General features: G+C 73.9%; 22 protein-coding genes and 1 tRNA gene. 14 read left to right on the plus strand and 9 right to left on the minus strand.

Going from position 1 to position 19,600, the window contains the following annotated elements:
• Window positions 1-22: 22 nt before the first annotated feature.
• Window positions 23-733 carry a response regulator transcription factor gene (locus JQN70_RS04230; protein ID WP_204130072.1) on the plus strand — a complete coding sequence of 237 codons (711 nt, stop codon included), beginning with the start codon at window positions 23-25 and terminating at the stop codon, window positions 731-733.
• Between the two features lie 23 nt (window positions 734-756).
• Here the strand turns inward: JQN70_RS04230 and JQN70_RS04235 are convergent, their stop codons facing one another.
• A complete protein-coding gene (locus JQN70_RS04235; RefSeq protein WP_204130073.1) occupies window positions 757-1,152 on the minus strand; it encodes an Hpt domain-containing protein in 396 nt (131 codons plus the stop codon).
• 41 nt (window positions 1,153-1,193) lie between these two features.
• Between JQN70_RS04235 and JQN70_RS04240 the strand changes: the two genes are divergently transcribed.
• A complete protein-coding gene (locus tag JQN70_RS04240) occupies window positions 1,194-1,817 on the plus strand; it encodes a putative pterin-binding protein (RefSeq protein WP_204130074.1) in 624 nt (207 codons plus the stop codon).
• A gap of 1 nt (window position 1,818) precedes the next feature.
• On the plus strand, window positions 1,819-4,083 hold the full coding sequence (locus JQN70_RS04245; protein ID WP_204130075.1) for an ATP-binding protein: 2,265 nt from the start codon (window positions 1,819-1,821) through the stop codon (window positions 4,081-4,083).
• A gap of 7 nt (window positions 4,084-4,090) precedes the next feature.
• Here JQN70_RS04245 and JQN70_RS04250 read toward each other — a convergent pair whose 3' ends face one another.
• Both JQN70_RS04250 and JQN70_RS04255 read right to left on the minus strand, forming a co-directional pair.
• Entirely contained in the window at window positions 4,091-4,468 is a 378-nt protein-coding gene (locus JQN70_RS04250; RefSeq protein ID WP_204130076.1) for a DUF3037 domain-containing protein, read from the minus strand.
• The gene (locus tag JQN70_RS04255; RefSeq protein ID WP_204130077.1) at window positions 4,465-5,229 is read right to left on the minus strand and encodes a HipA family kinase; all 765 of its coding nucleotides are present in this window, start codon (window positions 5,227-5,229) and stop codon (window positions 4,465-4,467) included. Before JQN70_RS04255 ends, JQN70_RS04250 begins: the two co-directional genes overlap by 4 nt.
• 55 nt (window positions 5,230-5,284) lie before the next feature.
• Here JQN70_RS04255 and JQN70_RS04260 point away from each other — a divergent pair, with 55 nt between their 5' ends.
• Window positions 5,285-6,808, plus strand: coding sequence for a serine/threonine-protein kinase (locus JQN70_RS04260; RefSeq protein ID WP_204130078.1), 1,524 nt, complete (start codon window positions 5,285-5,287; stop codon window positions 6,806-6,808).
• 71 nt (window positions 6,809-6,879) lie between these two features.
• Here JQN70_RS04260 and JQN70_RS04265 read toward each other — a convergent pair.
• Window positions 6,880-6,964 (minus strand) — tRNA-Leu (locus tag JQN70_RS04265).
• Window positions 6,965-7,097: 133 nt separating this feature from the next.
• Between JQN70_RS04265 and JQN70_RS04270 the strand changes: the two genes are divergently transcribed.
• Window positions 7,098-8,420, plus strand: a complete 1,323-nt coding sequence (locus JQN70_RS04270) for a M20/M25/M40 family metallo-hydrolase (RefSeq protein WP_204130079.1) — start codon at window positions 7,098-7,100, stop codon at window positions 8,418-8,420.
• Between the two features lie 24 nt (window positions 8,421-8,444).
• Here the strand turns inward: JQN70_RS04270 and JQN70_RS04275 are convergent, their stop codons facing one another.
• A complete protein-coding gene (locus JQN70_RS04275) occupies window positions 8,445-8,636 on the minus strand; it encodes a DUF5703 family protein (protein WP_307835810.1) in 192 nt (63 codons plus the stop codon).
• Window positions 8,637-8,673: 37 nt separating this feature from the next.
• Here JQN70_RS04275 and JQN70_RS04280 point away from each other — a divergent pair, with 37 nt between their 5' ends.
• Window positions 8,674-9,006, plus strand: coding sequence for a hypothetical protein (locus JQN70_RS04280; protein ID WP_204130081.1), 333 nt, complete (start codon window positions 8,674-8,676; stop codon window positions 9,004-9,006).
• A gap of 18 nt (window positions 9,007-9,024) precedes the next feature.
• On the opposite strand, the gene JQN70_RS04285 is transcribed toward JQN70_RS04280, so the two are convergent.
• Together JQN70_RS04285 and JQN70_RS04290 are read right to left on the minus strand one after the other, a co-directional pair.
• Window positions 9,025-9,969, minus strand: a complete 945-nt coding sequence (locus JQN70_RS04285) for an aldo/keto reductase (protein WP_204130082.1) — start codon at window positions 9,967-9,969, stop codon at window positions 9,025-9,027.
• Between the two features lie 30 nt (window positions 9,970-9,999).
• Window positions 10,000-10,743 carry a class I SAM-dependent DNA methyltransferase gene (locus JQN70_RS04290; RefSeq protein ID WP_204130083.1) on the minus strand — a complete coding sequence of 248 codons (744 nt, stop codon included), beginning with the start codon at window positions 10,741-10,743 and terminating at the stop codon, window positions 10,000-10,002.
• Between the two features lie 111 nt (window positions 10,744-10,854).
• Here JQN70_RS04290 and JQN70_RS04295 point away from each other — a divergent pair, with 111 nt between their 5' ends.
• Window positions 10,855-11,496, plus strand: coding sequence for an HAD family hydrolase (locus tag JQN70_RS04295; RefSeq protein ID WP_204130084.1), 642 nt, complete (start codon window positions 10,855-10,857; stop codon window positions 11,494-11,496).
• Between the two features lie 32 nt (window positions 11,497-11,528).
• Here the strand turns inward: JQN70_RS04295 and JQN70_RS04300 are convergent, their stop codons facing one another.
• The gene (locus tag JQN70_RS04300; protein WP_204130085.1) at window positions 11,529-13,124 is read right to left on the minus strand and encodes an HNH endonuclease signature motif containing protein; all 1,596 of its coding nucleotides are present in this window, start codon (window positions 13,122-13,124) and stop codon (window positions 11,529-11,531) included.
• A gap of 138 nt (window positions 13,125-13,262) precedes the next feature.
• Here JQN70_RS04300 and JQN70_RS04305 point away from each other — a divergent pair, with 138 nt between their 5' ends.
• Window positions 13,263-14,312, plus strand: coding sequence for an LLM class F420-dependent oxidoreductase (locus JQN70_RS04305; protein ID WP_204130086.1), 1,050 nt, complete (start codon window positions 13,263-13,265; stop codon window positions 14,310-14,312).
• A 9-nt stretch (window positions 14,313-14,321) separates the two neighbouring features.
• Window positions 14,322-15,185, plus strand: coding sequence for an undecaprenyl-diphosphate phosphatase (locus JQN70_RS04310; RefSeq protein WP_307835811.1), 864 nt, complete (start codon window positions 14,322-14,324; stop codon window positions 15,183-15,185).
• A gap of 21 nt (window positions 15,186-15,206) precedes the next feature.
• On the opposite strand, the gene JQN70_RS04315 is transcribed toward JQN70_RS04310, so the two are convergent.
• Window positions 15,207-16,211: a magnesium and cobalt transport protein CorA gene (locus tag JQN70_RS04315; RefSeq protein ID WP_204130087.1), complete on the minus strand. Its 1,005-nt coding sequence runs from the start codon at window positions 16,209-16,211 to the stop codon at window positions 15,207-15,209.
• A 65-nt stretch (window positions 16,212-16,276) separates the two neighbouring features.
• Between JQN70_RS04315 and JQN70_RS04320 the strand changes: the two genes are divergently transcribed.
• From JQN70_RS04320 to JQN70_RS04340, 5 genes are all read left to right on the plus strand, one after another.
• Window positions 16,277-16,969 (plus strand): MSMEG_4193 family putative phosphomutase, encoded by a 693-nt coding sequence (locus tag JQN70_RS04320; protein ID WP_204130088.1) that lies wholly within the window; start codon window positions 16,277-16,279, stop codon window positions 16,967-16,969.
• A gap of 112 nt (window positions 16,970-17,081) precedes the next feature.
• Entirely contained in the window at window positions 17,082-17,771 is a 690-nt protein-coding gene (locus tag JQN70_RS04325; RefSeq protein WP_204130089.1) for an energy-coupling factor ABC transporter permease, read from the plus strand.
• Window positions 17,768-18,100, plus strand: a complete 333-nt coding sequence (locus JQN70_RS19855; RefSeq protein ID WP_204130090.1) for a PDGLE domain-containing protein — start codon at window positions 17,768-17,770, stop codon at window positions 18,098-18,100. The genes JQN70_RS04325 and JQN70_RS19855 overlap by 4 nt, the downstream gene beginning before the upstream one ends.
• Complete coding sequence (cbiQ, locus tag JQN70_RS04335; protein ID WP_204130091.1) at window positions 18,101-18,865, plus strand: cobalt ECF transporter T component CbiQ; 765 nt, start codon at window positions 18,101-18,103, stop codon at window positions 18,863-18,865. It abuts the gene before it with no gap.
• Window positions 18,862-19,593 carry an energy-coupling factor ABC transporter ATP-binding protein gene (locus JQN70_RS04340; RefSeq protein WP_204130092.1) on the plus strand — a complete coding sequence of 244 codons (732 nt, stop codon included), beginning with the start codon at window positions 18,862-18,864 and terminating at the stop codon, window positions 19,591-19,593. The genes cbiQ and JQN70_RS04340 overlap by 4 nt, the downstream gene beginning before the upstream one ends.
• Window positions 19,594-19,600 lie beyond the last annotated feature (7 nt).

Consider the following 19,600-nt stretch of genomic DNA (forward strand, 5'->3'; position numbering starts at 1 on the left):
GGAAAGACCTGAAGGAGACGTCATGACCCGCCAGACCGCGCTCGTCGTCGAGGACTCGCCCGAGTTCTCCCGCATCGCCTCCACGCTGCTCGCCAACGAGGGGTTCCGCGTCGTCACCGCGACGACCGGCGACCAGGGGGTCGAGGCGGCCCGCAAGCACGCCCCCGAGCTCGTCCTCCTCGACGTGACGCTGCCCGGCCTCGACGGCATCGAGGTCTGCCGGCAGATCCGTGAGTTCTCCGACTGCTACGTCGTCATGGTCACCGGCCGCACCGACGAGCTCGACCGGGTCCTCGGCCTGACGATGGGCGCCGACGACTACGTCACCAAGCCGTTCTCGCCGCGCGAGCTGACCGCACGGATCCGGGCGATGCGCCGCCGGCCCCGGGTCAGCCCCGACCCCGAGGTGCGCTCCTTCGGTCGGCTGACGCTCGACCCCGTGGCGCGCGAGGTCCTCGTCGAGGACGAGGTCGTCGAGCTGACCCGCATCGAGTACGACCTCCTCGACACCCTGACCGCCTCGCCGCGGCGCACCTTCACCCGCACCCAGCTCATGGACGCGGTGTGGGGCGGCGACTGGGTCGGGGACGACCACGTCATCGTCGTGCACCTGGCCAACCTGCGCCGCAAGCTCGGCGAGAACGCCGACCGCAAGGGCTTCATCCGCACCGTCCGCGGCTTCGGCTACCGGTTCGAGCCGGTCGCCGCCCACGAGCCGGCCTACAGCGTCTGAGGCCTGCCGTGCGGTCCCACGAGTCAGCGAGCCGGGCGGTGGCCGGCCAGCCAGTCGCGCAGCGCGACCTCGGCCGGTCCGGTGCGCGCCAGCACGGCGTCGACGAGCTCGGCGACGTCCGGCTCGGACGCCCGGCCGGCGGCCTCGAGGGCGGCGCAGCGCGCGGAGAGGTCGCCGAGCCCGAGCAGGGCACTGGCCGACTTCAGGCTGTGCGCGGCCCGCACCGTGTCCTCCCGAAGACCCCCACGGGCCGCCTCCAGGGCGCCGACCCGCTCGGGGAGCGCCTCGAGGTAGACCTCGACGACGTCGGCCGCCAGGGCCTCGTCACCCAGCTGCTCGACGAGCCCCGACAGGTCGGGCTCGCGCCCCTCGTCACCGGCGACCATCGCCTCCACCTCCCACCACGTCCGGGTCGTCATCGTAGGGCGCCCGTCCACCCCACCCCGAGAAGGACCCCCGCATGAGCACCACCCCGTCCCGCCGGCGCACCGCACCGGCCCTCGTGGCGGCCGCCGCCGTCGCCCTGCTCGCCCTCACCGGCTGCGCGTCCGGTCAGGCGGCGGCCCGCTCCGGCCCGGCCGGCAGCGCCGCGCCGTCGGCCTCGCCGACCGGCTACACCGTCGTCGCCCAGCCCACGCTGCGTCCCGGTGACCCGCTCCCGGAACCGACCGGCACGGTCGTGCTCACGGTGTCCGGGGAGCTCGCCGGCGGCAAGGCCGTGCACCTCGACCTCGCGACCATCGAGAAGATGGGTCTGGTCGAGTACTCGGTCGACGACAAGCAGGCCGAGGGCCACCGGGTGACCTTCCGGGGCGTCCTGCTGCGCAGCCTGCTCGACACCGTCGGGGCCACGGGCGGGACCACGCTCCACACGACGGCCATCAACGACTACGCCGTGGACATCCCGATGTCCGACGTCGACCAGTACCCCGTGATGCTCGCGACGAGCGTCGACGGCCAGCGCATGACCGTCGAGCGCTACGGGCCGACCCGCGTGGTGTACCCGACCGACTCCTTCGACCTCGACCCCGTCACCTACGACCCGCGCTGGATCTGGCAGCTGAAGAGCCTCGAGGTCGAGTGACGTGCGTGGCCTCTGGGCGGTCGAGGAGGGCCGGCGCCGCATCCTCGTGGCGCTCGTCATCCCGGCGTTGCTGGCCCTCGCCGGCACGGTGGCGCTCAGCGCGCTGACCATCAACGCCACCGGCGCCCTGAGTGACAACGTCCGGCTGACCCAGGACCTCGTCGACGGCAACGTCCGCACTCTCAGCCAGGTGCAGCGCGAGCTGCTCCGGCTCGAGGCGGCCCTCGAGGACGGCGACCCCCACCCCGACCGCATCGACCTCGCCCGCCAGCTCGCCGGGCAGCGGATCCAGGAGGGAACCCTCGACTACCAGGGCCGCACCCTCGGTGACACCGGGCTGCTCGACCGGTCCCGCGCCCTGGCCGCCGACTGGCGCGCCGACCTCGACCCAGCGGTGCGGGCCGTCGTCGCGGACCCGGCGACGCTGACCCACGCCCGCCAGGAGCAACTCGCCGGCCAGGTGCGCGCGCTCGAGCTCGGGTACAACAGCCTCGTCTCCGAGGCCGAGCACGTCCGCAAGCGCGACGCCGCCGAGGCCAACGCCGCCACCGACCACCTCGTCCGCAACACCCGGTGGCTGCTCGGCGGGCTGGTCTTCACCCTCTTCGCGCTCGTCGGCCTCGTCGGGGGGATGGTCCACGTCCTCTACGCCGCGCGCCGGGCGCAGCTGGTGCAGACGGCGCGGCTGCGCGCGGCCCGGGCCCAGCTGCAGCGGCACTCGGTCGCCGTCCAGACGACCGACAACCTCGTCGTCGTCACCGACGCCGACGCCCGCATCGAGTGGGTCAACCCCGCCTTCACCCGGCACACCGGCTACACCCTCGCCGAGGTCGAGGGCGAGAGCCCGGGCGAGCTGCTCACCGGCCCCGACACCGACCAGCGGACCGTCGCCTTCATGCGCGAGAAGATCGCCGCGCGGGAGCCGTTCACGAGCGAGGTCCTCAACTACGACAAGGCCGGGGAGCCGTACTGGATCGCCCTCGAGGTGCGGCCGATCGTCGACAACGACGAGGTCACCGGGTTCGTCGCGGTCCAGACCGACATCACCAAGAGGCGGGCCACCGAGGACGCGCTGCGCCGGGCCAAGGAGACCGCCGAGGAGACCGCGGACGCCAAGCAGCGCTTCCTCGCGAGCATGAGCCACGAGATCCGGACGCCGCTCAACGCCGTCCTCGGGCTCACCGAGCTGCTCCTCGACACCGAGCTGGCCCCCGAGCAGCGGCAGTACGTGCAGACCGCCCACCAGAGCGGCCGCCACCTGCTCGCGATCGTCAACGACATCCTCGACTTCAGCGCCCTCGAGAGCGGCAAGGTCGAGACCGAGTCGACCTCTGCGGACGTGCGGGAGACGCTGGCCGACGTCTGCGCGATGCTCCAGCCCAAGGCCGACCGGGCCGGGCTGACCCTCACGTGGGAGGCACCCGCCGAGGTGCCGCAGCTCGTCTGCACCGACGTCACCCGGTTCCGCCAGGTGCTCATCAACCTCGTGAGCAACGGTCTGAAGTTCACCGACACCGGGGGAGTGCGGGTCGTCGCCGCCTACCGGGCCGACGACCTCCCGGCCGACGCCGACGGCCTGCTCGGCGGCCGGCTCGTCGTCGAGGTCCACGACACCGGGATGGGCATCCCCGCCGACCGCCTCGAGCGGATCTTCAGCCCCTTCGCCCAGGGCGACGCGTCGACGACGCGCACGCACGGCGGCACCGGCCTCGGGCTCGCGATCTGCACCCGGATCGCCGCCCGGCTCGGTGGCGCACTCGACGTCCGGTCGACGCCCGGAGTGGGATCGGTGTTCACCATCAGCCTGCCGGTGCGCACCTGCCCCGTGGCGAGTGCCGGTGCGGGCACCGGGACCCCGGCGCGGGCCGACGCCGGCCACGTCGTCGACGGTGCCGGTGCGCTGGCCGTCCTCCTCGCCGAGGACGACCCGGTGAACCGCATGGTGGCCCTGCACATGCTGCGCCGGCTCGGGGTCGAGGCGGATGTGGCGACCGACGGGGTCGAGGCCGTCGAGGCCACGGCGCTGCGCGACTACGACGTCGTGCTCATGGACGTCAACATGCCGAACCTCGACGGGGTCGGCGCGACCCGGGCGCTCCGGGAGCGCGGTGGCCGGCAGCCGCACGTCGTCGCGCTCACCGCCAACGCCGCCGAGGGCGACCGGGAGGCGCTGCTCGCGACGGGGATGGACGCCTACCTCAGCAAGCCGTACACGCTGGCCGACCTCGAGCGGGTGCTCGCGGCCCCCCGGGCCCTCGTGGTCTGAGGACGGGTCAGCGGACGAGGCGCTCGAGCAGCCGCTCGGCCTCGGCCTCCGGGTCCGCGGTGGAGCCACCGTGGACCGGTCCTGGCTGGAGGACCGTCGAGCGGGGCGCGCTGAGCCACCCGAACCGCTTGCCCTGGGTGGTCAGGGCGGCGTCGACGTCGGCCGGCGGCCGCTCGCACATCGTCCCGACCGCCTCGAGCGCGGCGCGCAGGGCGTCGAGGTCGGCCTCGGGGGCCAGCGCCCGGGCGCGGTCGTCGTCGACGTGCCAGACGCAGCGCAGGACGCCGGCCGACTGCGAGTGCACGACGACGCCGACGTTGACGCACTCGCCGCGGTCGACGCGCGGGACGTAGCGCAGGACGACGTACTGGTACGGGTGGCTCATGCCGCACCTCCGAGCCAGGCCGCCGGGGAGGCGAGCCGCTGGGCCAGGTGCTCGAGGTAGGCCGCGCGGACGGCGTCGAGGTCGGGCAGGCTCGCCGTCGTCTCGAGCCACTCTTCGGGAACCTCGGCGACGACCTCGCGGAGCACGTCCTCGGTGAGCAGCGGCGCGAGCCGTTCGTGCGCGTCCGGGAGCGGTCCGGCGACGGGGGCGAGGACGTGACCGGAGGGGTCGAACGGCTGGGCGACGAAGCGGGCGACGTCCGGGGGCCGGCTCGGCCAGCCGTGGTGGAACCACAAGGCGGCGCCGTGGTCGATGGCCCAGGTGCGCCCGTGCCAGACGAGGAGGTTCGGGTTGGCCCACGTGCGGTCGACGTTCGCCGTGTACGCGTCGAGCCACAGCACGGCCGCGGCGGCCTCGGCGTCCGGCGGGCGGGAGCCGTCGTAGCCGAAGGCGCCGGGGAGGAAGTCGACGCCGAGGTTGCGACCAGGACTCGCGGTGAGCAGGTCCTGGACCTCCTCGTCGGCCTCGTACCGCGCGATCGCGGGGGGCAGGTCGACGACGGCGAGCCGCGGGGTCGGGATGCCGAGCCGGCGTGCGACCTCGCCGACGAGCACCTCGGCGACGAGGACCTTGCGGCCCTGACCGGCGCCGGTGAACTTCACGACGTAGGTGCCGAGGTCGTCGGCCTCGACCAGGCCCGGCAGCGACCCGCCCTCACGCAGGGGCACGACGTACCGGACGGCGGTGACGGACTCGAGCACCACCTCAGGCTAGTCGGAGGCCGTCGGCCGGGCGCGGCTGGCTACGCTGGGACGGATGAGCACCGAGGAGCGAGCACTGGCCGGGCGCTACGTCCTCGGCGACCCGATCGGCCGCGGCGGGATGGGCGAGGTCTGGCGCGCCACCGACACCGTCCTCGGCCGTGAGGTCGCCGTGAAGACCATCGACCTCGGCCGGGTCCCCGACGAAGCCGGCGCCGCGCGGTTCGAGCGCGAGGCGAAGGTGACGGCGGGCATCAGCCACCCGAACGTCGTCACGGTCCACGACACCGGCGTCGAGGGCGACACCGCCTACCTCGTCATGGAGCTGCTCCCCGGCCCGAGCCTGGCCCAGCAGCTCGCCGACGGACCGCTGCCGGTCGAGGAGGTCGTCTCGGTCGGGCGGCAGGTGGCCTCGGCGCTCGAGGCCGCCCACGCCCGCGGGCTCGTCCACCGCGACATCAAGCCGGGCAACGTCGTCCACGCCGACGACGGTCGGGTGCGCGTCGTCGACTTCGGCATCACCCAGCTCGGCGAGGCCACCGGGGGCCAGGCGCTCACCGCGACGAACACCGTGATGGGCACCGCCGAGTACCTCGCCCCCGAGCAGGCGCTCGGGCAGCGGGTCGACGGGCGCGCCGACCTCTACGCGCTCGGGTGCGTCCTCTACGCCCTGCTCGCCGGCCGGCCGCCGTTCAGCGCCGCGACGCCCGTCGCCACGGTCATGCAGCACACGAGCGACCCGGCCCCGGACGTGCGCGCGCTCCGGCCCGACACCCCGGCGTGGCTGGCCTCGCTCGTCGCGGCCCTCCTGGCCAAGGACCCCGCGGACCGTCCGGTCGGGGCGGCCGCCGTCGTCGAGTCGCTGACCACGCGGACCGCACCCGCGGTCGCCGGAGCCGCCGCGGCCACCACCGTCATCCCCGCCTCGGGGGCCGACCCCACCCAGCGCCTCTCGCGCACCGCGCCGGTGCCCCCGGTCCCGCCACCGCCGCTCGACGCCGGCCCGACGACCCGCTCGGAGCGGTACGACCAGGAGCCGCGGCGCGGGTCCTCGGCCCCGCTCTGGGTCATCGCCCTCGTCGCGCTCGCGGCGGTCGCGCTGCTGGGGTGGTACCTGTTCCTCGGTCCCGGCGCGTCCGACGACCCGTCCGCGACCCCGAGCAGCACGCCGACGACCTCGGCACCGTCCTCGGCCGCACCGGAGACGAGCGAGCCCGCACCCACGACCTCCGCACCCGAACCCACACCGAGCCCGTCCGAGTCGCCGACGGCCGACGACCCGGCCCAGGCGGTCTCGGACGCCTCGGCCGCGCTGGCCGACGAGGTCGACGCGCTCGACCGGGAGGGCGGCATCGACAAGGACGCCGCCAAGACCCTCCAGCAGGAGATCCGCGACATCGACAAGGCGCTGCGCGACGGCGACGCCGGCACGCTCGTCGACGTGCGCAACTCGATGCTCGAGGAGTACGGCACGAACGTCGACTCGGGGGCCATCCCGCCGGAGGCCGCCGACCGGCTCGACCCGCTCGTGCAGGACCTCGCGGACGCCGTCGACGCCTACGACGAGGCGCAGGGCTGACCCAGGACGCCGCGCGCCCGGCGACGACGACGAAGGCCCCGAACCGTGTGGTTCGGGGCCTTCGACTGCGGTGTCCGAGGGGGGACTTGAACCCCCATGCCCTATACGGGCACTAGCACCTCAAGCTAGCGCGTCTGCCAATTCCGCCACCCGGACAGGTGGTGTGCGAGCGGCCCTGGGGAGGCCGTCCGACGACCCGGAACGATACACGGTCCCCACCCCGTAACCGAAATCCGTCCGACCGGGCGCGGCGTCCACCGGTGAGACCGGCCGGTCTACGGTGGAGGCCATGACCGACACGCTGCGCCCTGAGGACGAGGTCGTCCGGATCTGCCAGGAGCTGATCCGCATCGACACGAGCAACTACGGCGACGGGAGCGGGCCGGGGGAGGCCGAGGCGGCGGCGTACGTCGTCGAGCAGCTGCGCGAGGTGGGCCTGGAGCCGCAGACCTTCGAGTCCGACCCGGGCCGGGTGTCGGTCGCCGTGCGCATCCCCGGCGCCGACCGCGAGCGGGGCGCCCTCTGCGTCCACGGGCACCTCGACGTCGTGCCGGCCAACGCCGCGGACTGGTCGGTCGACCCCTTCGCGGGGGAGGAGCGCGACGGCTGCGTCTGGGGCCGTGGCGCCGTCGACATGAAGGACATGGACGCGATGATGCTCGCCTGCGTGCGGGACATCGCCCGGCGCGGTGTCGTGCCGCCGCGCGACCTCGTCGTCGTCTTCTTCGCCGACGAGGAGGCCGGCGGCGTGCAGGGCTCGCACTTCATGGTCGAGCAGCACCCGGAGGTCTTCGAGGGCGTCACCGAGGCGATCAGCGAGGTCGGCGGCTACAGCGTGACCTTCACCGACCGCGACGGAGAGGAGCAGCGCACCTACCTGCTCCAGACCGCCGAGAAGGGCATCGCCTGGCTGCGGCTCACCGCCAACGGGCGCGCGGGCCACGGGTCGGTGCCCAACGACGAGAACGCGATCGTGCGCCTCGCCGAGGCGATCGCCCGCATCGCCGAGCACAAGTGGCCGCGCGAGTACATCCCGTCCGTGCGCACGCTGCTCGACGGGCTCTCGGAGCTGACCGGCACCGGGTGGTCCGACGAGGACCTCGAGGAGCTGCTGGCCCACCTCGGCGGAGCGCAGGGCTTCGTGCGGGGGACGTTGCAGGACACCAGCAACGTGACGATGCTCGACGCCGGCTACAAGCACAACGTCATCCCGCAGCAGGCGTCGGCCAACGTCGACTGCCGGTTCCTGCCGGGGCACGAGGAGGCCCTGATGGACACCATCCGCGAGCTGGCCGGCGAGCACGTCGACGTCGAGGTCCTGCACCGCGACATCGCGCTCGACGCCCCGTTCGAGGGTGACCTCGTCGAGGCGATGGTCGCCGCGCTGCGCACCGAGGACCCCGACGCCGAGGTGCTGCCCTACTGCCTGTCCGGGGGGACCGACAACAAGGCGCTGTCGCTGCTCGGGATCACCGGCTACGGGTTCGCGCCGCTGCGGCTGCCCGCCGACCTCGACTTCGCGCCGATGTTCCACGGCATCGACGAGCGGGTGCCGACCGAGTCGCTGCGCTTCGGCACGCGGGTGCTCGGGCGGCTCATCGAGACCTGCTGAGGGGCGGGCGAAGGAAGCTGCGGCTCAGGCGTTCACGCTGCGCCGGGCGCGGATGATGCGCCGCCGCAACCAGGTCCGCGTCAGCCCGCCCATGTAGGTGCGGGTGCGCGCGAGCTCCCAGTGGCCGTACTCGGCGTGCTCGGTGAGCGTGCGACGGATGTCCTGGCGCTGGACGTCGCGCCCGAACACCAGGACGAGGTACTCGTAGTCGGCCACTGACACATTCTGCCCAAGGACCGGTACCGTTCGAGCCATGACCGCTGACCCGCGTGCCGCCCTCGCCCGGCTCGTCACCGCCTTCGAGCGGCACCTCGAGGTGAGCAGCACCCGGCGGGGCGACGAGGACCCCGCGGTCGTCGCCGCCTACGAGGACCTCGCGGACGCCTTCGAGGAGTACGACGGCGCCCTCTACTACGCCTACGGCGAGATGACGCCCCTCGACCTGTACGCGGGCGACGACGAGGACGACGACGACCGCGAGGACGGGTCCGACGACGAGGACCTCGACGACCACGACGACGAGGACGGCGACGGTCGGCGCATCTACTCGGGGCTCGACGACGACTACGACGACGAGGACGACTGAGACCGCTCGCCGACCCGCTCAGGCGTGGTCGGCCGACACCTCGTCGAGCGCCTCGACGATCTGCGCCGGCAGCTCGACGTCCTCGCTCTGGAGCAGGGCGGCCAGCTGACCGGTCGTCCGCGCCCCGACGACCGGGGCGGTGACCCCCGGGCGGTCGCGCACCCAGGCGAGGGCGACGACCGCGGGCGGGACACCGAGGCCCTCGGCGGCCGTCCGGACCGCCTCGACGACCCCGCGGGTGTGGTCTCCGACGTGCCGGCCGGCGAAGCGCGAGAACTCCTCGGAGGCGAGCCGGGAGTCCGCGGCGATCCCGCCGCGGTAGCGCCCGCCGAGCACGCCGCGGCCCAGCGGCGACCAGGGCAGCAGGCCGAAGCCGAGGGCGGCGGCGGCGTCGACGAGCTCGCGCTCGGGACGGCGCTCGACGAGGGAGTACTCGACGGAGTTCGCGGCGAGGGGGACGCCGGCCTCGGCCAGGAGCGACATCGTCCGCGCGGCCTGCCAGCCGACGTGGTTGGAGACCCCGACGTAGCGCGCCCGTCCGCTCTGCCAGGCGTGGACGAGGGCACCGACGGTCTCCTCGAGCGGGGTGTCGGGGTCCCAGGTGTGCGCGAGCCAGACGTCGACGTGGTCGGTGCGCATCCGCCGCAGTGACAGGTCGAGCTGGTGGAGCATCGTCCGGCGCGAGCAGTCGACGACCCGCTCGCCGGTGGCCCGGCTGATGCCGGACTTCGTGACGACGACGACCTCGTCGCGGTCGGGTCCCTCGAGGAAGTCCCCGAGGAGGTCCTCGGCGAGGCCGCCGGCGTACCCGTGTGCGGTGTCGACGAGGGTGCCGCCGGCCGCGCGGAAGGTCGTCAGCAGGTCGCGGGCGTCCTCGGGGGAGGTCCGGGTGCCCCACGCCATCGTGCCGAGGGCGAGCCGGGACACGGTGAGGCCGGTGGCCCCGAGGCGGCGGGTCAGCATGCCGGCGACCCTACCGCCGGGGCTGCGGCGTCAGCCCGCGGTCGGCCTGCGCCACACCGAGACATGGCCGTCGCTGTCCCCGGTGAACGGCGCGCCGCGCCAGTCGGCCGTGCGGCGCTCGAGGGACATCCCGGCCAGCCGGGCCATGAGGTCGAGCTCGGCGGGCCAGGCGTACCGGAAGTTGCTCGTGCCGTGGCGCACGGTCCCGTCCGGGGAGTGCGTGTAGTGGTGGGAGGTGCCCTGCTGCGTGGCCATGTCGTAGGTGTCGAAGCCGACGTGGGCCGGGCTGACGTCGAACGGGACCGCCGCCTGGCCCGGCGGGAAGCGGCGGATGCCGGGGACCCAGAGCTCGACGACGAACCGCCCGCCCGGCGCGAGGTGGCGGGCCGCGTTGGCGAAGGTGGCGACCTGCTCGTCCTGGGTGCGCACGTTGCCGAGGCTGTTGAAGACGACGAGGACGAGGGAGAAGGCGCCCGGTGGGCCGGCGGTGGCGGTGGCCATGTCACCGACCGTCACCGGCAGGTCGGGGCGCTTGCGGTGCAGGACCTCGGCCATCGGTGCCGACAGCTCGATGCCGTGGACCTCGAGTCCTCGTTCCGCGAGGGGGACGGCGACGCGTCCGGTGCCGATGGCGAGCTCGAGGACCGGGCCGTCACCGGCGAGGTCGGCGAGGGTGTCGACCGCGGGGTCGAGGACGTCCGGGGCGTACATGTCGGCGCAGGCGTCGTCGTAGCGCTCGGCGGTGTCCCGGTCCCAGAGGTCGCTGCTGGTCATCGCCCCACCGTGCCGTGCAGGGCCAGGCGCCGCCATGGGTTTTCGCCCTTGACCTCCGGTGTGCCGAGCGGTGATGGCCGGGTCCGACACCATGGGCGCATGTTTCCAGCAGTGCTGTTCGACTTCCACGACACCCTCGTCCATGCCGACTCGGTCGCCGGCTGGCTGGCCGACGCCAGACACGCCGTGGGGGAGCGACGGCCGTCCGAGGACACGGTGGGCCTCGTCCTGGCGGAGATCTGGTCGAGGGCCTCGACGCGCTATCCCGACATCTGCTGGGACCTCGACCCCGTCCAGCACCGCGCGGCGTTTCTCGAGGTGTTGACGCAGGAGTCGGACTGCAGCCATGAGCTGGCGACCGAGCTCTACGCGTCGATGCCCGCCCGTTGGGTGGCCACCGACGGTGCGGCCACGCTGTTGGCTGCGCTCGCGGCGGCCGGGACCCGTGTCGGGGTGGTCTCGAACATCGCCCTCGACATCAGGCCGTGCCTCGAGCGACTGGGCCTGCTCGAGTTCGTGGACGCCGTCGTCCTGTCGTTCGAGGTCGGACTGGTGAAGCCCGACGCGCGCATCTTCGAGCTCGCTGCCCACTCCCTGGGCGTCCCCGTGACCGAGTGCCTCATGGTCGGCGACTCGCCCGCCACCGATGCGGGCGCGGTCGCGGCGGGGGTGCCCACACTCATCCTCCCCGTCGTCGATGGTCGTCCGCGCCTCGCGACCGTCAGCCGTGCGCTCGCGTGCGCGCTCGGCTGAGTCCGCCGAGCAGGCGTCCTCGGGGGATGTCCTCAGAAGGGTGGGTCGCCACTGGAGGAGCCGCCGATGGTTCGGTGGGACCGGTGGCGGCCTGTCGCCTCGATCGTGGGCCGACCCGGTCGGGGCCACTGGATCTCGACGCGGCAGGGCGGTCGCGACGAGTCGGCTCCACCACGGTGCTCGAGGCAGTGCTCGAGGGGGGAGTGCGGGCGGTCCGGCAGCACCGGTGATGGGTTGTCGGCGGGCGGTGGTGGTGGGTCTGTTCCGGTGTCGGACAGGGTGACCGAGTGGAGCTGGTCGGGTGGGTGGCTGGTGCGGACGCGGCCGGTGGGGTCGGTCCAGGTCATCGAGGCGTCGGGGTGTAGGACGGCGTGCCAGCCGGGGCGTTGCTTGGTGCGGTGGTGGCGCCGGCAGAGGCAGGCCAGGTTCCGCGCTGACGTGGGGCCGGTGGGCCAGGGAGTGACGTGGTCGAGGTCGCAGAAACGGGCGGCGACGCTACAGCCGGGGAAGCGACAGTGCCGGTCCCTGGCCCGGACGAACGCGGCGAGCCGGGCGGTGGGGCGGTAGGCGGTTGTGCTCAGCTCGCCGGTGGGGTCGACGGGTGCGCCGGTGCCCGTGTCGCAGGCCAGGAGGCGGGTTCGGTCGCGCCCGGCGACCCTCGTGGCAGCGGTCGCGGCCTCGAGCCAGTCACGCCGGACAAGCGCCGGTTCCCCGACGGAGGCGGTGGAGACTTGCACGAGGTCTCCGGCCGCGCCCGCCGGCAGGGGAGCGGCGGGAGCGGGTGCATCGGCGGGGGTGGTGAGCACGACGTGGACGTCGATGGTGGCCTTGGCGGTGACGAGGTCGGTCAGCGCCTTCGCGCGGGCGCGGTCGATGCCGAGGCACGTGCCGTCGGCGAGGTACTGCTGGGCGAGGGCGTCGACGGCGGCCCAGGCACGGCAGGCCTCCTCGGAGGGGAAGGTCCCGAGCCAGGTGTCGACACCCGGCTCGTCGACCCACCGACGGAGCGAGGACTCCGCCCGGGCCCGGACCGCGCGCCGGCGCAGCAGGTCCGGGGAGACCTTCGCGAGGAGACGCCGCACCCGGCGCCGCAGCCGGGTCGCGTCCTCGGTGGCGAAGTACCCGGACAGGGAGGCGATGACCGTGGCGGCCACCTCAGCCGGGCACTCCTCCAGCTCGTGCGCGACGACTCCGGCGCGGTACCCGTCGAGCCGCCCCTCGCACATCGCGGCGTGCAGCCCCCCGAGCCCGGTGCAGGTGTCGGTGCCCTCCGGACCGTCGGCGGCCCGGCGGACCGCGTCCCGGACCCGCCGCTCGGCGGCGACCGCGGACAGGCACAGCACCCCGGACACGATCGCCGGCGCATCGAGCGAGACGTGCCCGGCGGGCTTGCGGACCTCTCCGAGGGTGCCGTCCTCGGCGACGTCCGGCTCGATCGCGGCGAGCCGGACGATGACCGAGTCCTGCGCCGCGGCGACGACGTTCGCCAGGGATTGCAGCTCCTCGAGAGCCCGGGACCACTCCTCGACGGACCCTTGGCCGTCGGCGGGGGAGAGCAGCCCGGCGACGAGCGTCCGCGCTGCCCGGGCGTCGCGGACGACGTCCTGCGGTGTCGCTGTGGTGGCCATCGGCTCCCCCTCCCCTCGTGCCCCCATCCTACCCCGGACCACCGACACCGAGCCACCATCCACAGTGCCTATTTCGCTGTGGTCCAACACTTTTCGCCTCGTCAGCCCCACCGGGTCCGGGTGCGATACTCTGCGGACATGCGTCTCGGACTGGCCGGTGGCTACGCCGGCATGGGTATGGGTGAGGACCTCCTCGAGCTCGTGCAGGAGGCGGACCGGCTCGGCTACGCCTCGGTGTGGGTCGCCGAGGCGTACGGCTCGGACAGCCCCACCGTCCTCGCCTGGCTCGCCGCCCAGACCGAGCGGATCGGTCTCGGCGCCGGCGTCATGCAGATCCCCGCGCGCACCCCGGCCATGACGGCGATGACCGCCGCCACCCTCGACACCCTGAGCGGTGGCCGCTTCCTCCTCGGCCTCGGGGTCTCCGGCCCCCAGGTCAGCGAGGGCTGGCACGGCGTGCGCTTCGAGGACCCGCTCGGCCGCACTCGCGAGTACGTCGACATCGTCCGCAGCGCGCTGCACCGCGAGAACGTCGCCCACGACGGCGAGCACTTCACCCTGCCGCTGCCCGACGGTCCCGGGAAGTCGCTGCGCCTCACCATCCACCCGCCGCGCCCCGACCTGCCGATCTACCTCGCCGCCGTCGGACCCCGCAACCTCCGGCTCACCGGTGAGGTCGCCGACGGCTGGCTGGCGATCTTCCTCTCGCCCGAGCACTCCGCCGACCAGCTCGCCTCGGTCCGCGAGGCGCGCGCCGCCGCCGGTCGCGGCACCGCCGAGGACCCGATGGACGGCTTCGACACCGTCGCCACCGTCCCGGTCGTCGTCAGCGACGACCTCGAGGCCGCCCGCGCCGCCGTCGCCCCGTACACCGCCCTCTACATCGGCGGGATGGGCAGCCGCGAGCAGAACTTCTACAACCGGCTGGCCCGCCGGATGGGCTTCGACGCCGCCGCCGACACCATCCAGGACCTCTACCTCGCCGGGCGCCCCCGCGACGCCGCGGCCGCCGTGCCGATGGAGCTCGCCGACGCCACCGCCCTCCTCGGGCCCCCGGAGCGGATCGCCGAGCGGGTGGGCCGGTACGCCGACGCCGGCGTCACCACGCTCTCGGTCGCCCCGTACGCCCGGACGACCGAGGAGCGCCTCGCCACCCTGCGCCTCATGGCCGAGGTGGTCACCCCCTAGGCTCGGCGGGTGCCCATCGAGCTCACCTACCTGCAGGCCGTCGTCCTCGGCGTCGTCGAGGGACTCACCGAGTTCCTCCCGATCTCCTCCACGGGACACCTGACCATCGCCGAGCACCTGCTCGGCCTGCCGGTCGACGACAAGGCGGTCACGGCGTACACCGCGATCATCCAGATCGGCGCGATCGCCGCGACCTTCATCTACTTCGCGCGCAAGATCGGCCGGCTGGTCGCCGCCTGGGTGAAGGGGTTGTCCGACAACGCCTCCCGCGAGAGCCACGACTACCGGCTGGCCTGGGTCGTCATCGTCGGCTCGATCCCCGTGGGCCTCGTCGGGTTCGCCCTCAAGGACGTCATCTCCGGGCCGCTGCGCAGCCTCTGGGTCGTGGCCGCCGCGCTGGTGCTCTGGAGCGCGGTCATCTGGTGGGCCGAGCGCCGGCACGACGCCCTCGAGGCGTCGGGCACGCAGCGCGGTGAGGGCGACCTCACGCTCCGCGACGGGCTCGTCATCGGGCTCGTTCAGTGCTTCAGCCTCGTCCCGGGCGTCTCGCGCTCGGGCGCGACGATCTCCGCCGGGCTCGTCCGCGGGATCAACCGCGTCACCGCCACCGAGCTCTCGTTCTTCATGGCCATCCCGGCCCTCACCGCGGCCGGCCTCTTCGAGCTGCTCGACGCCTGGGACGACCTCAAGGTCCTCGGGGCGGGCCAGATGCTCGTCGGCATCGTCGTCGCCTTCGTCACCGCCTACGCCTCGATCGCGTGGCTGCTGCGCTTCGTCGCGACGAACTCGCTGCGCCCCTTCGTCTGGTACCGCGTGGCGCTCGGGATCATCCTCGCGGTGGCCCTCGGCGCGGGCTGGATCAGCGCCACCTGACCGCAGGCCCGCCCGGCCGGCTCAGAGCCAGCCGCTGCGCTTGAAGGCGCGGTACAACACGGTGCAGGCGCCGGCCATCACGAGCAGCACGACGAAGTAGCCGTACCGGAACTCACTGCCGCCGACGTCGATGCTCGCCGACAGCTCGGGCATGTACTCGAAGTTCATGCCGTACACGCCGGCGATCATCGTCGGCAGCGCGGCGATGGCGACCCACGCCGAGATGCGCCGCATGTCGTCGTTCTGCTGCACCGACACCTGCGCGAGGTGCGCCGAGAGGATGCCCGAGAGCAGGTCGTCGTAGGACTCGACGTGGTCGATGACGCCCTGGAGGTGGTCGGAGACGTCGCGCATGAGCAGCCGCAGCTCGCCCTCGGGCACGGGGGAGCGAGGGGAGGACCAGAGCATCTTCAGCGGCTCGGCGAGCGGCATGGCGGCCCGGCGGAACTCGAGGACCTCGCGCTTGAGGCGGTAGATCGAGCCGGTGTCGGTGCGCACGTCGGAGAAGACGGCCGTCTCGAGCTCGTCGAGGTCGGTCTCGACCTCCCCGTCGATCTCGACGTAGCCGTCGACCACCCGGTCGAGGACGCGGTGCAGCACCCCGAGCGGCCCGTGCCGCAGCGCCTCGGCATCGGCCTCGAGCTCCTTGCGGATCCCCGTGAGCGGCGTCAGCTCCCCGCGGCGGACGGTGACGACGAACCGGTCGCCGACGAAGACCATCACCTCGCCGGTCTCGATGTCGGAGGTCCGGTCGATGTACCGCAGCGGCTTGAGGACGACGAAGACCGTGTCGTCGTAGAGCTCGACCTTGGCCCGCTGCCGGCCCTTGACCGCGTCCTCGACGGCCAGCGGGTGCAGCTGGAGCTCGTCGTTGACCTCGTCGAACTCGGCCTGGGTCGGGTCCTTGAGCCCGATCCAGAGGAAGGCGGTGGGGTCGTCGCCGGCGCGCAGGGCGTCGAGCTCGTCGGAGAGGTCGCCGCACACGCGACGGTGCCCGTCCTCGTAGATGGCGCGGTCGACGATCACGGGCGCCATCATCCCCGACCCGGCCCGGGAGGCGGTGCATCCGGGTGCGCCTAGCATGTCCTCTCGTGGCCATCGTCCTGCTCCTGCGGCACGGGCACTCGACGGCCAACGCCGCCGGGGTGCTCGCCGGCTGGAGCGAAGGGGTCGGGCTCACCGACACCGGTCGCGGCCAGGCCGAGCGCACCGCCGAGCGGCTCGCCGCCCTCACCGTCGTGCGGGCCGTGAGCAGCCCGCTCCAGCGCTGCCTCGAGACGGTGGCCATCGCGCTCCCCGGTCTCGACCCGAGCACCGACGACCGGTTGGGGGAGTGCCACTACGGCGGATGGACGGGCCGGCCGCTCGCCGAGGCCGCCAAGGACCCGCTGTGGCGGGTCATCCAGGACGACCCGGCCTCGGCGACCTTCCCCGCGTCCGACGAGCACCGCGCGGAGTCCCTCGGGCAGATGGCCGAGCGCGTCGTCGGTGGCGTGCGCGCCCTCGACGCCGAGGTCGAGGCCGAGCACGGGCGGGCCGCGGTCTGGGTCGCCGTCAGCCACGGCGACCCCATCAAGGCCGTCGTGGCCGAGGCGGTCGGCGCGGGCATCGGTGGGCTGCAACGGGTCCGGGTCGACCCCGGCTCGGTGACCGCGGTGCACGTCACGTCCAACCGCATGGTCCTGCTCGCGAGCAACACCCACGCCGGCGACCTCGCCGGCCTCGTCGCGCTGCCGACCGCCCACGACGCGGGCGACTCGACGGTGGGTGGGGGAGCGGGCTGACCGGTCGGAGGGGTTCGGGCTCCCGGTGTTGATCGCCCTGCTTGTTGCGAATACTGTGCAGCAAGGTGTTGCGAACACTTCGCAACAACGCGCCGCAGCCAGGGAGGCCACCATGCACGTCCCCGACGGGTTCCTCGACGCACCGACGTCGGTCGCCACGGGCGTCGTCGCGGCCGGCGTCGTCGGCGCCTCCCTCGTCCGCGCCTCGCGGCGCGAGCTCGACGAGCGCACCGCACCGCTGGCCGGGCTCGTGGCGGTGTTCGTCTTCGCGGCCCAGATGGTCAACTTCCCGGTGGGCGCCGGCACCTCCGGGCACCTGCTCGGCGCCGCCCTCGCGGCCGTCCTCGTCGGGCCGGCGACGGCGACGCTCTGCCTCACCGTCGTGCTCGCCGTGCAGGCCTTCCTCTTCGCCGACGGCGGCGTCACCGCGCTCGGCACGAACGTCCTCCTCATGGGGGTCGTCGGGGTCTGGGTCGGCTACGGCGTGGCCCGGGCGGTGCTCTCGGTGCTGCCCCGCCGGCTCCCGAGCATCCCCGTCGCCGGGGCGGTGGGCGCCGCCGTGAGCGTGCCGGTCGCCGCCCTCGCCTTCACCGGCCTCTACGCCGTCGGGGGAGCGGCCCCCATCCCGCTCGGCTCGCTCGCCACGGCGATGGTCGGCTGGCACCTCCTCATCGGGCTCGGGGAGGCCGCCATCACCTTCCTCGCGGTGTCGAGCATCGTCGCCGCCCGACCCGACCTCGTCCACGTCGCGCGAGGACGGATGCCGGCCCTCGAGCTGCGCACCCCCGAGGTCGTCGCGTGAGCGCCCCGACCGCCGCTGCGCGCATCAGCACCCGACGCCTCGTCCTCGTCGGCCTCGCCGTCTGCCTCGTCATCGCCGGGGTCGTCTCGTTCTACGCCTCGAGCCACCCGGACGGCCTCGAGTACGTCGCCGGCTCGCTCGGGTTCGACGGGGTCGCGCAGGACTCCGCCACGGCCGGCTCGCCGCTCGCCGACTACGCCGTGCGCGGGGTCTCCGACAACCGCCTCTCCGGGGGGCTCGCGGGCCTCGTCGGAGCGGTCGTCACCGGCCTCCTGATGTTCGGCCTCGTGATGCTCGCGCGCCGGCGCGCGCCGCGCGGGCGGGACTGAGTGGGCTCCGGCCCCGGGGAGCACCTGCACGTCGAGGGCGACAGCCCGCTCCACCGCCTCCCCGCCCACGTCAAGCTCATCGGGCTCGTCGCGTTCGTGCTCGCCGTCGTCGCGGTGCCGTCGCCCGCGCACGCCGTCCTCGCCGGTCTGCTCCTCCTCGCCGTGGGGCTCGTCCTCGCCACCCGGGTCCCCGCCCGGCACGTCCTGCCCCGGCTGGCCGTCGAGACGCCCTTCGCCGTCTTCGCCCTCGTCCTGCCGTTCGTCGCCGTCGGCCCGCAGGTCGAGCTCGGGCCGGTCTCGGTGTCGCAGACCGGGCTCACCGCGGCCGTCGCCCTGCTCCTCAAGGGCACGACGGGCGTGCTCGCGGCGGTCGCCTTCGCCGTCACCACCCGCCCCCGCGACCTCGTCCGCGCCCTGCAGCACCTGCGCGTCCCCGACCCGCTCGTGCTCATCGCGTCCTTCATGGTCCGCTACGTCGACGTCGTCGCCGACCAGCTGCGCCGGATGAAGGTGGCCCGCGCCTCCCGCGGCTTCAGCGCCCGGTCGGTGCGGGCCTGGCCGGTGCTCGCCGCCGGGACCGGGGCCCTCTTCATCCGCAGCTACGAGCGCGGCGAGCGGGTCCACCTCGCAATGGTCAGCCGCGGCTGGACCGGCCGGATGCCGATGACCTCCCCCCTCACCGCCACGCGCCGCGACTGGGCGACCGGCCTCGCTCCGGCCCTCGTCGCGGCGGTCGCGGCGGCCACCGTGATGATGGTGCCGTGACCACCCCCGTCCTCGACCTGCGCGGTGTCGCCTACGCCTACCCCGGCGGCCACCAGGCCCTCTTCGGTGTCGACCTGCACGTCCACCCGGGGGAGCGGGTCGCGCTGCTCGGGCCCAACGGGGCCGGCAAGACGACGCTCGTGCTCCACCTCAACGGTGTCCTCACGCCCGGCCGGGGCTCGGTGACGGTCTCCGGCCTGCCGGTCACCGAGGAGAACCTCCTCGAGGTCCGCCGGCGGGTGGGCATCGTCTTCCAGGACCCCGACGACCAGCTCTTCATGCCGACCGTCCGCGACGACGTCGCCTTCGGACCGGCCAACCTCGGCCTGCGCGGCGCCGAGCTCGACGCGCGGGTGCACGAGGCGCTGTCCGCCGTCGGGGTCGACGACCTCGCCGACCGGGCGCCGCACCACCTGTCCTTCGGCCAGCGCCGCCGGGTGGCCATCGCCACCGTGCTCGCGATGCGCCCGGAGATCCTCGTCCTCGACGAGCCGTCGTCGAACCTCGACCCGGCCTCCCGGCGCGAGCTCGCCGACATCCTCCGCGGCCTCGACGTGACGATCCTCATGGTCACCCACGACCTGCCCTACGCGGTCGAGCTCTGCGAGCGCTCGGTCGTGCTCTCCGAGGGCACGGTCGTCGCCGACGGCGGCACCCGGGCGCTGCTCGCCGACGGCGACCTCATGGCCCGCCACCGCCTCGAGCTGCCCGTGGGGTTCTCGATCTAGGGTGGAG

The organism is Phycicoccus sonneratiae (assembly GCF_016887965.1).
In the GTDB taxonomy this organism is placed as follows: domain Bacteria; phylum Actinomycetota; class Actinomycetes; order Actinomycetales; family Dermatophilaceae; genus Phycicoccus; species Phycicoccus sonneratiae.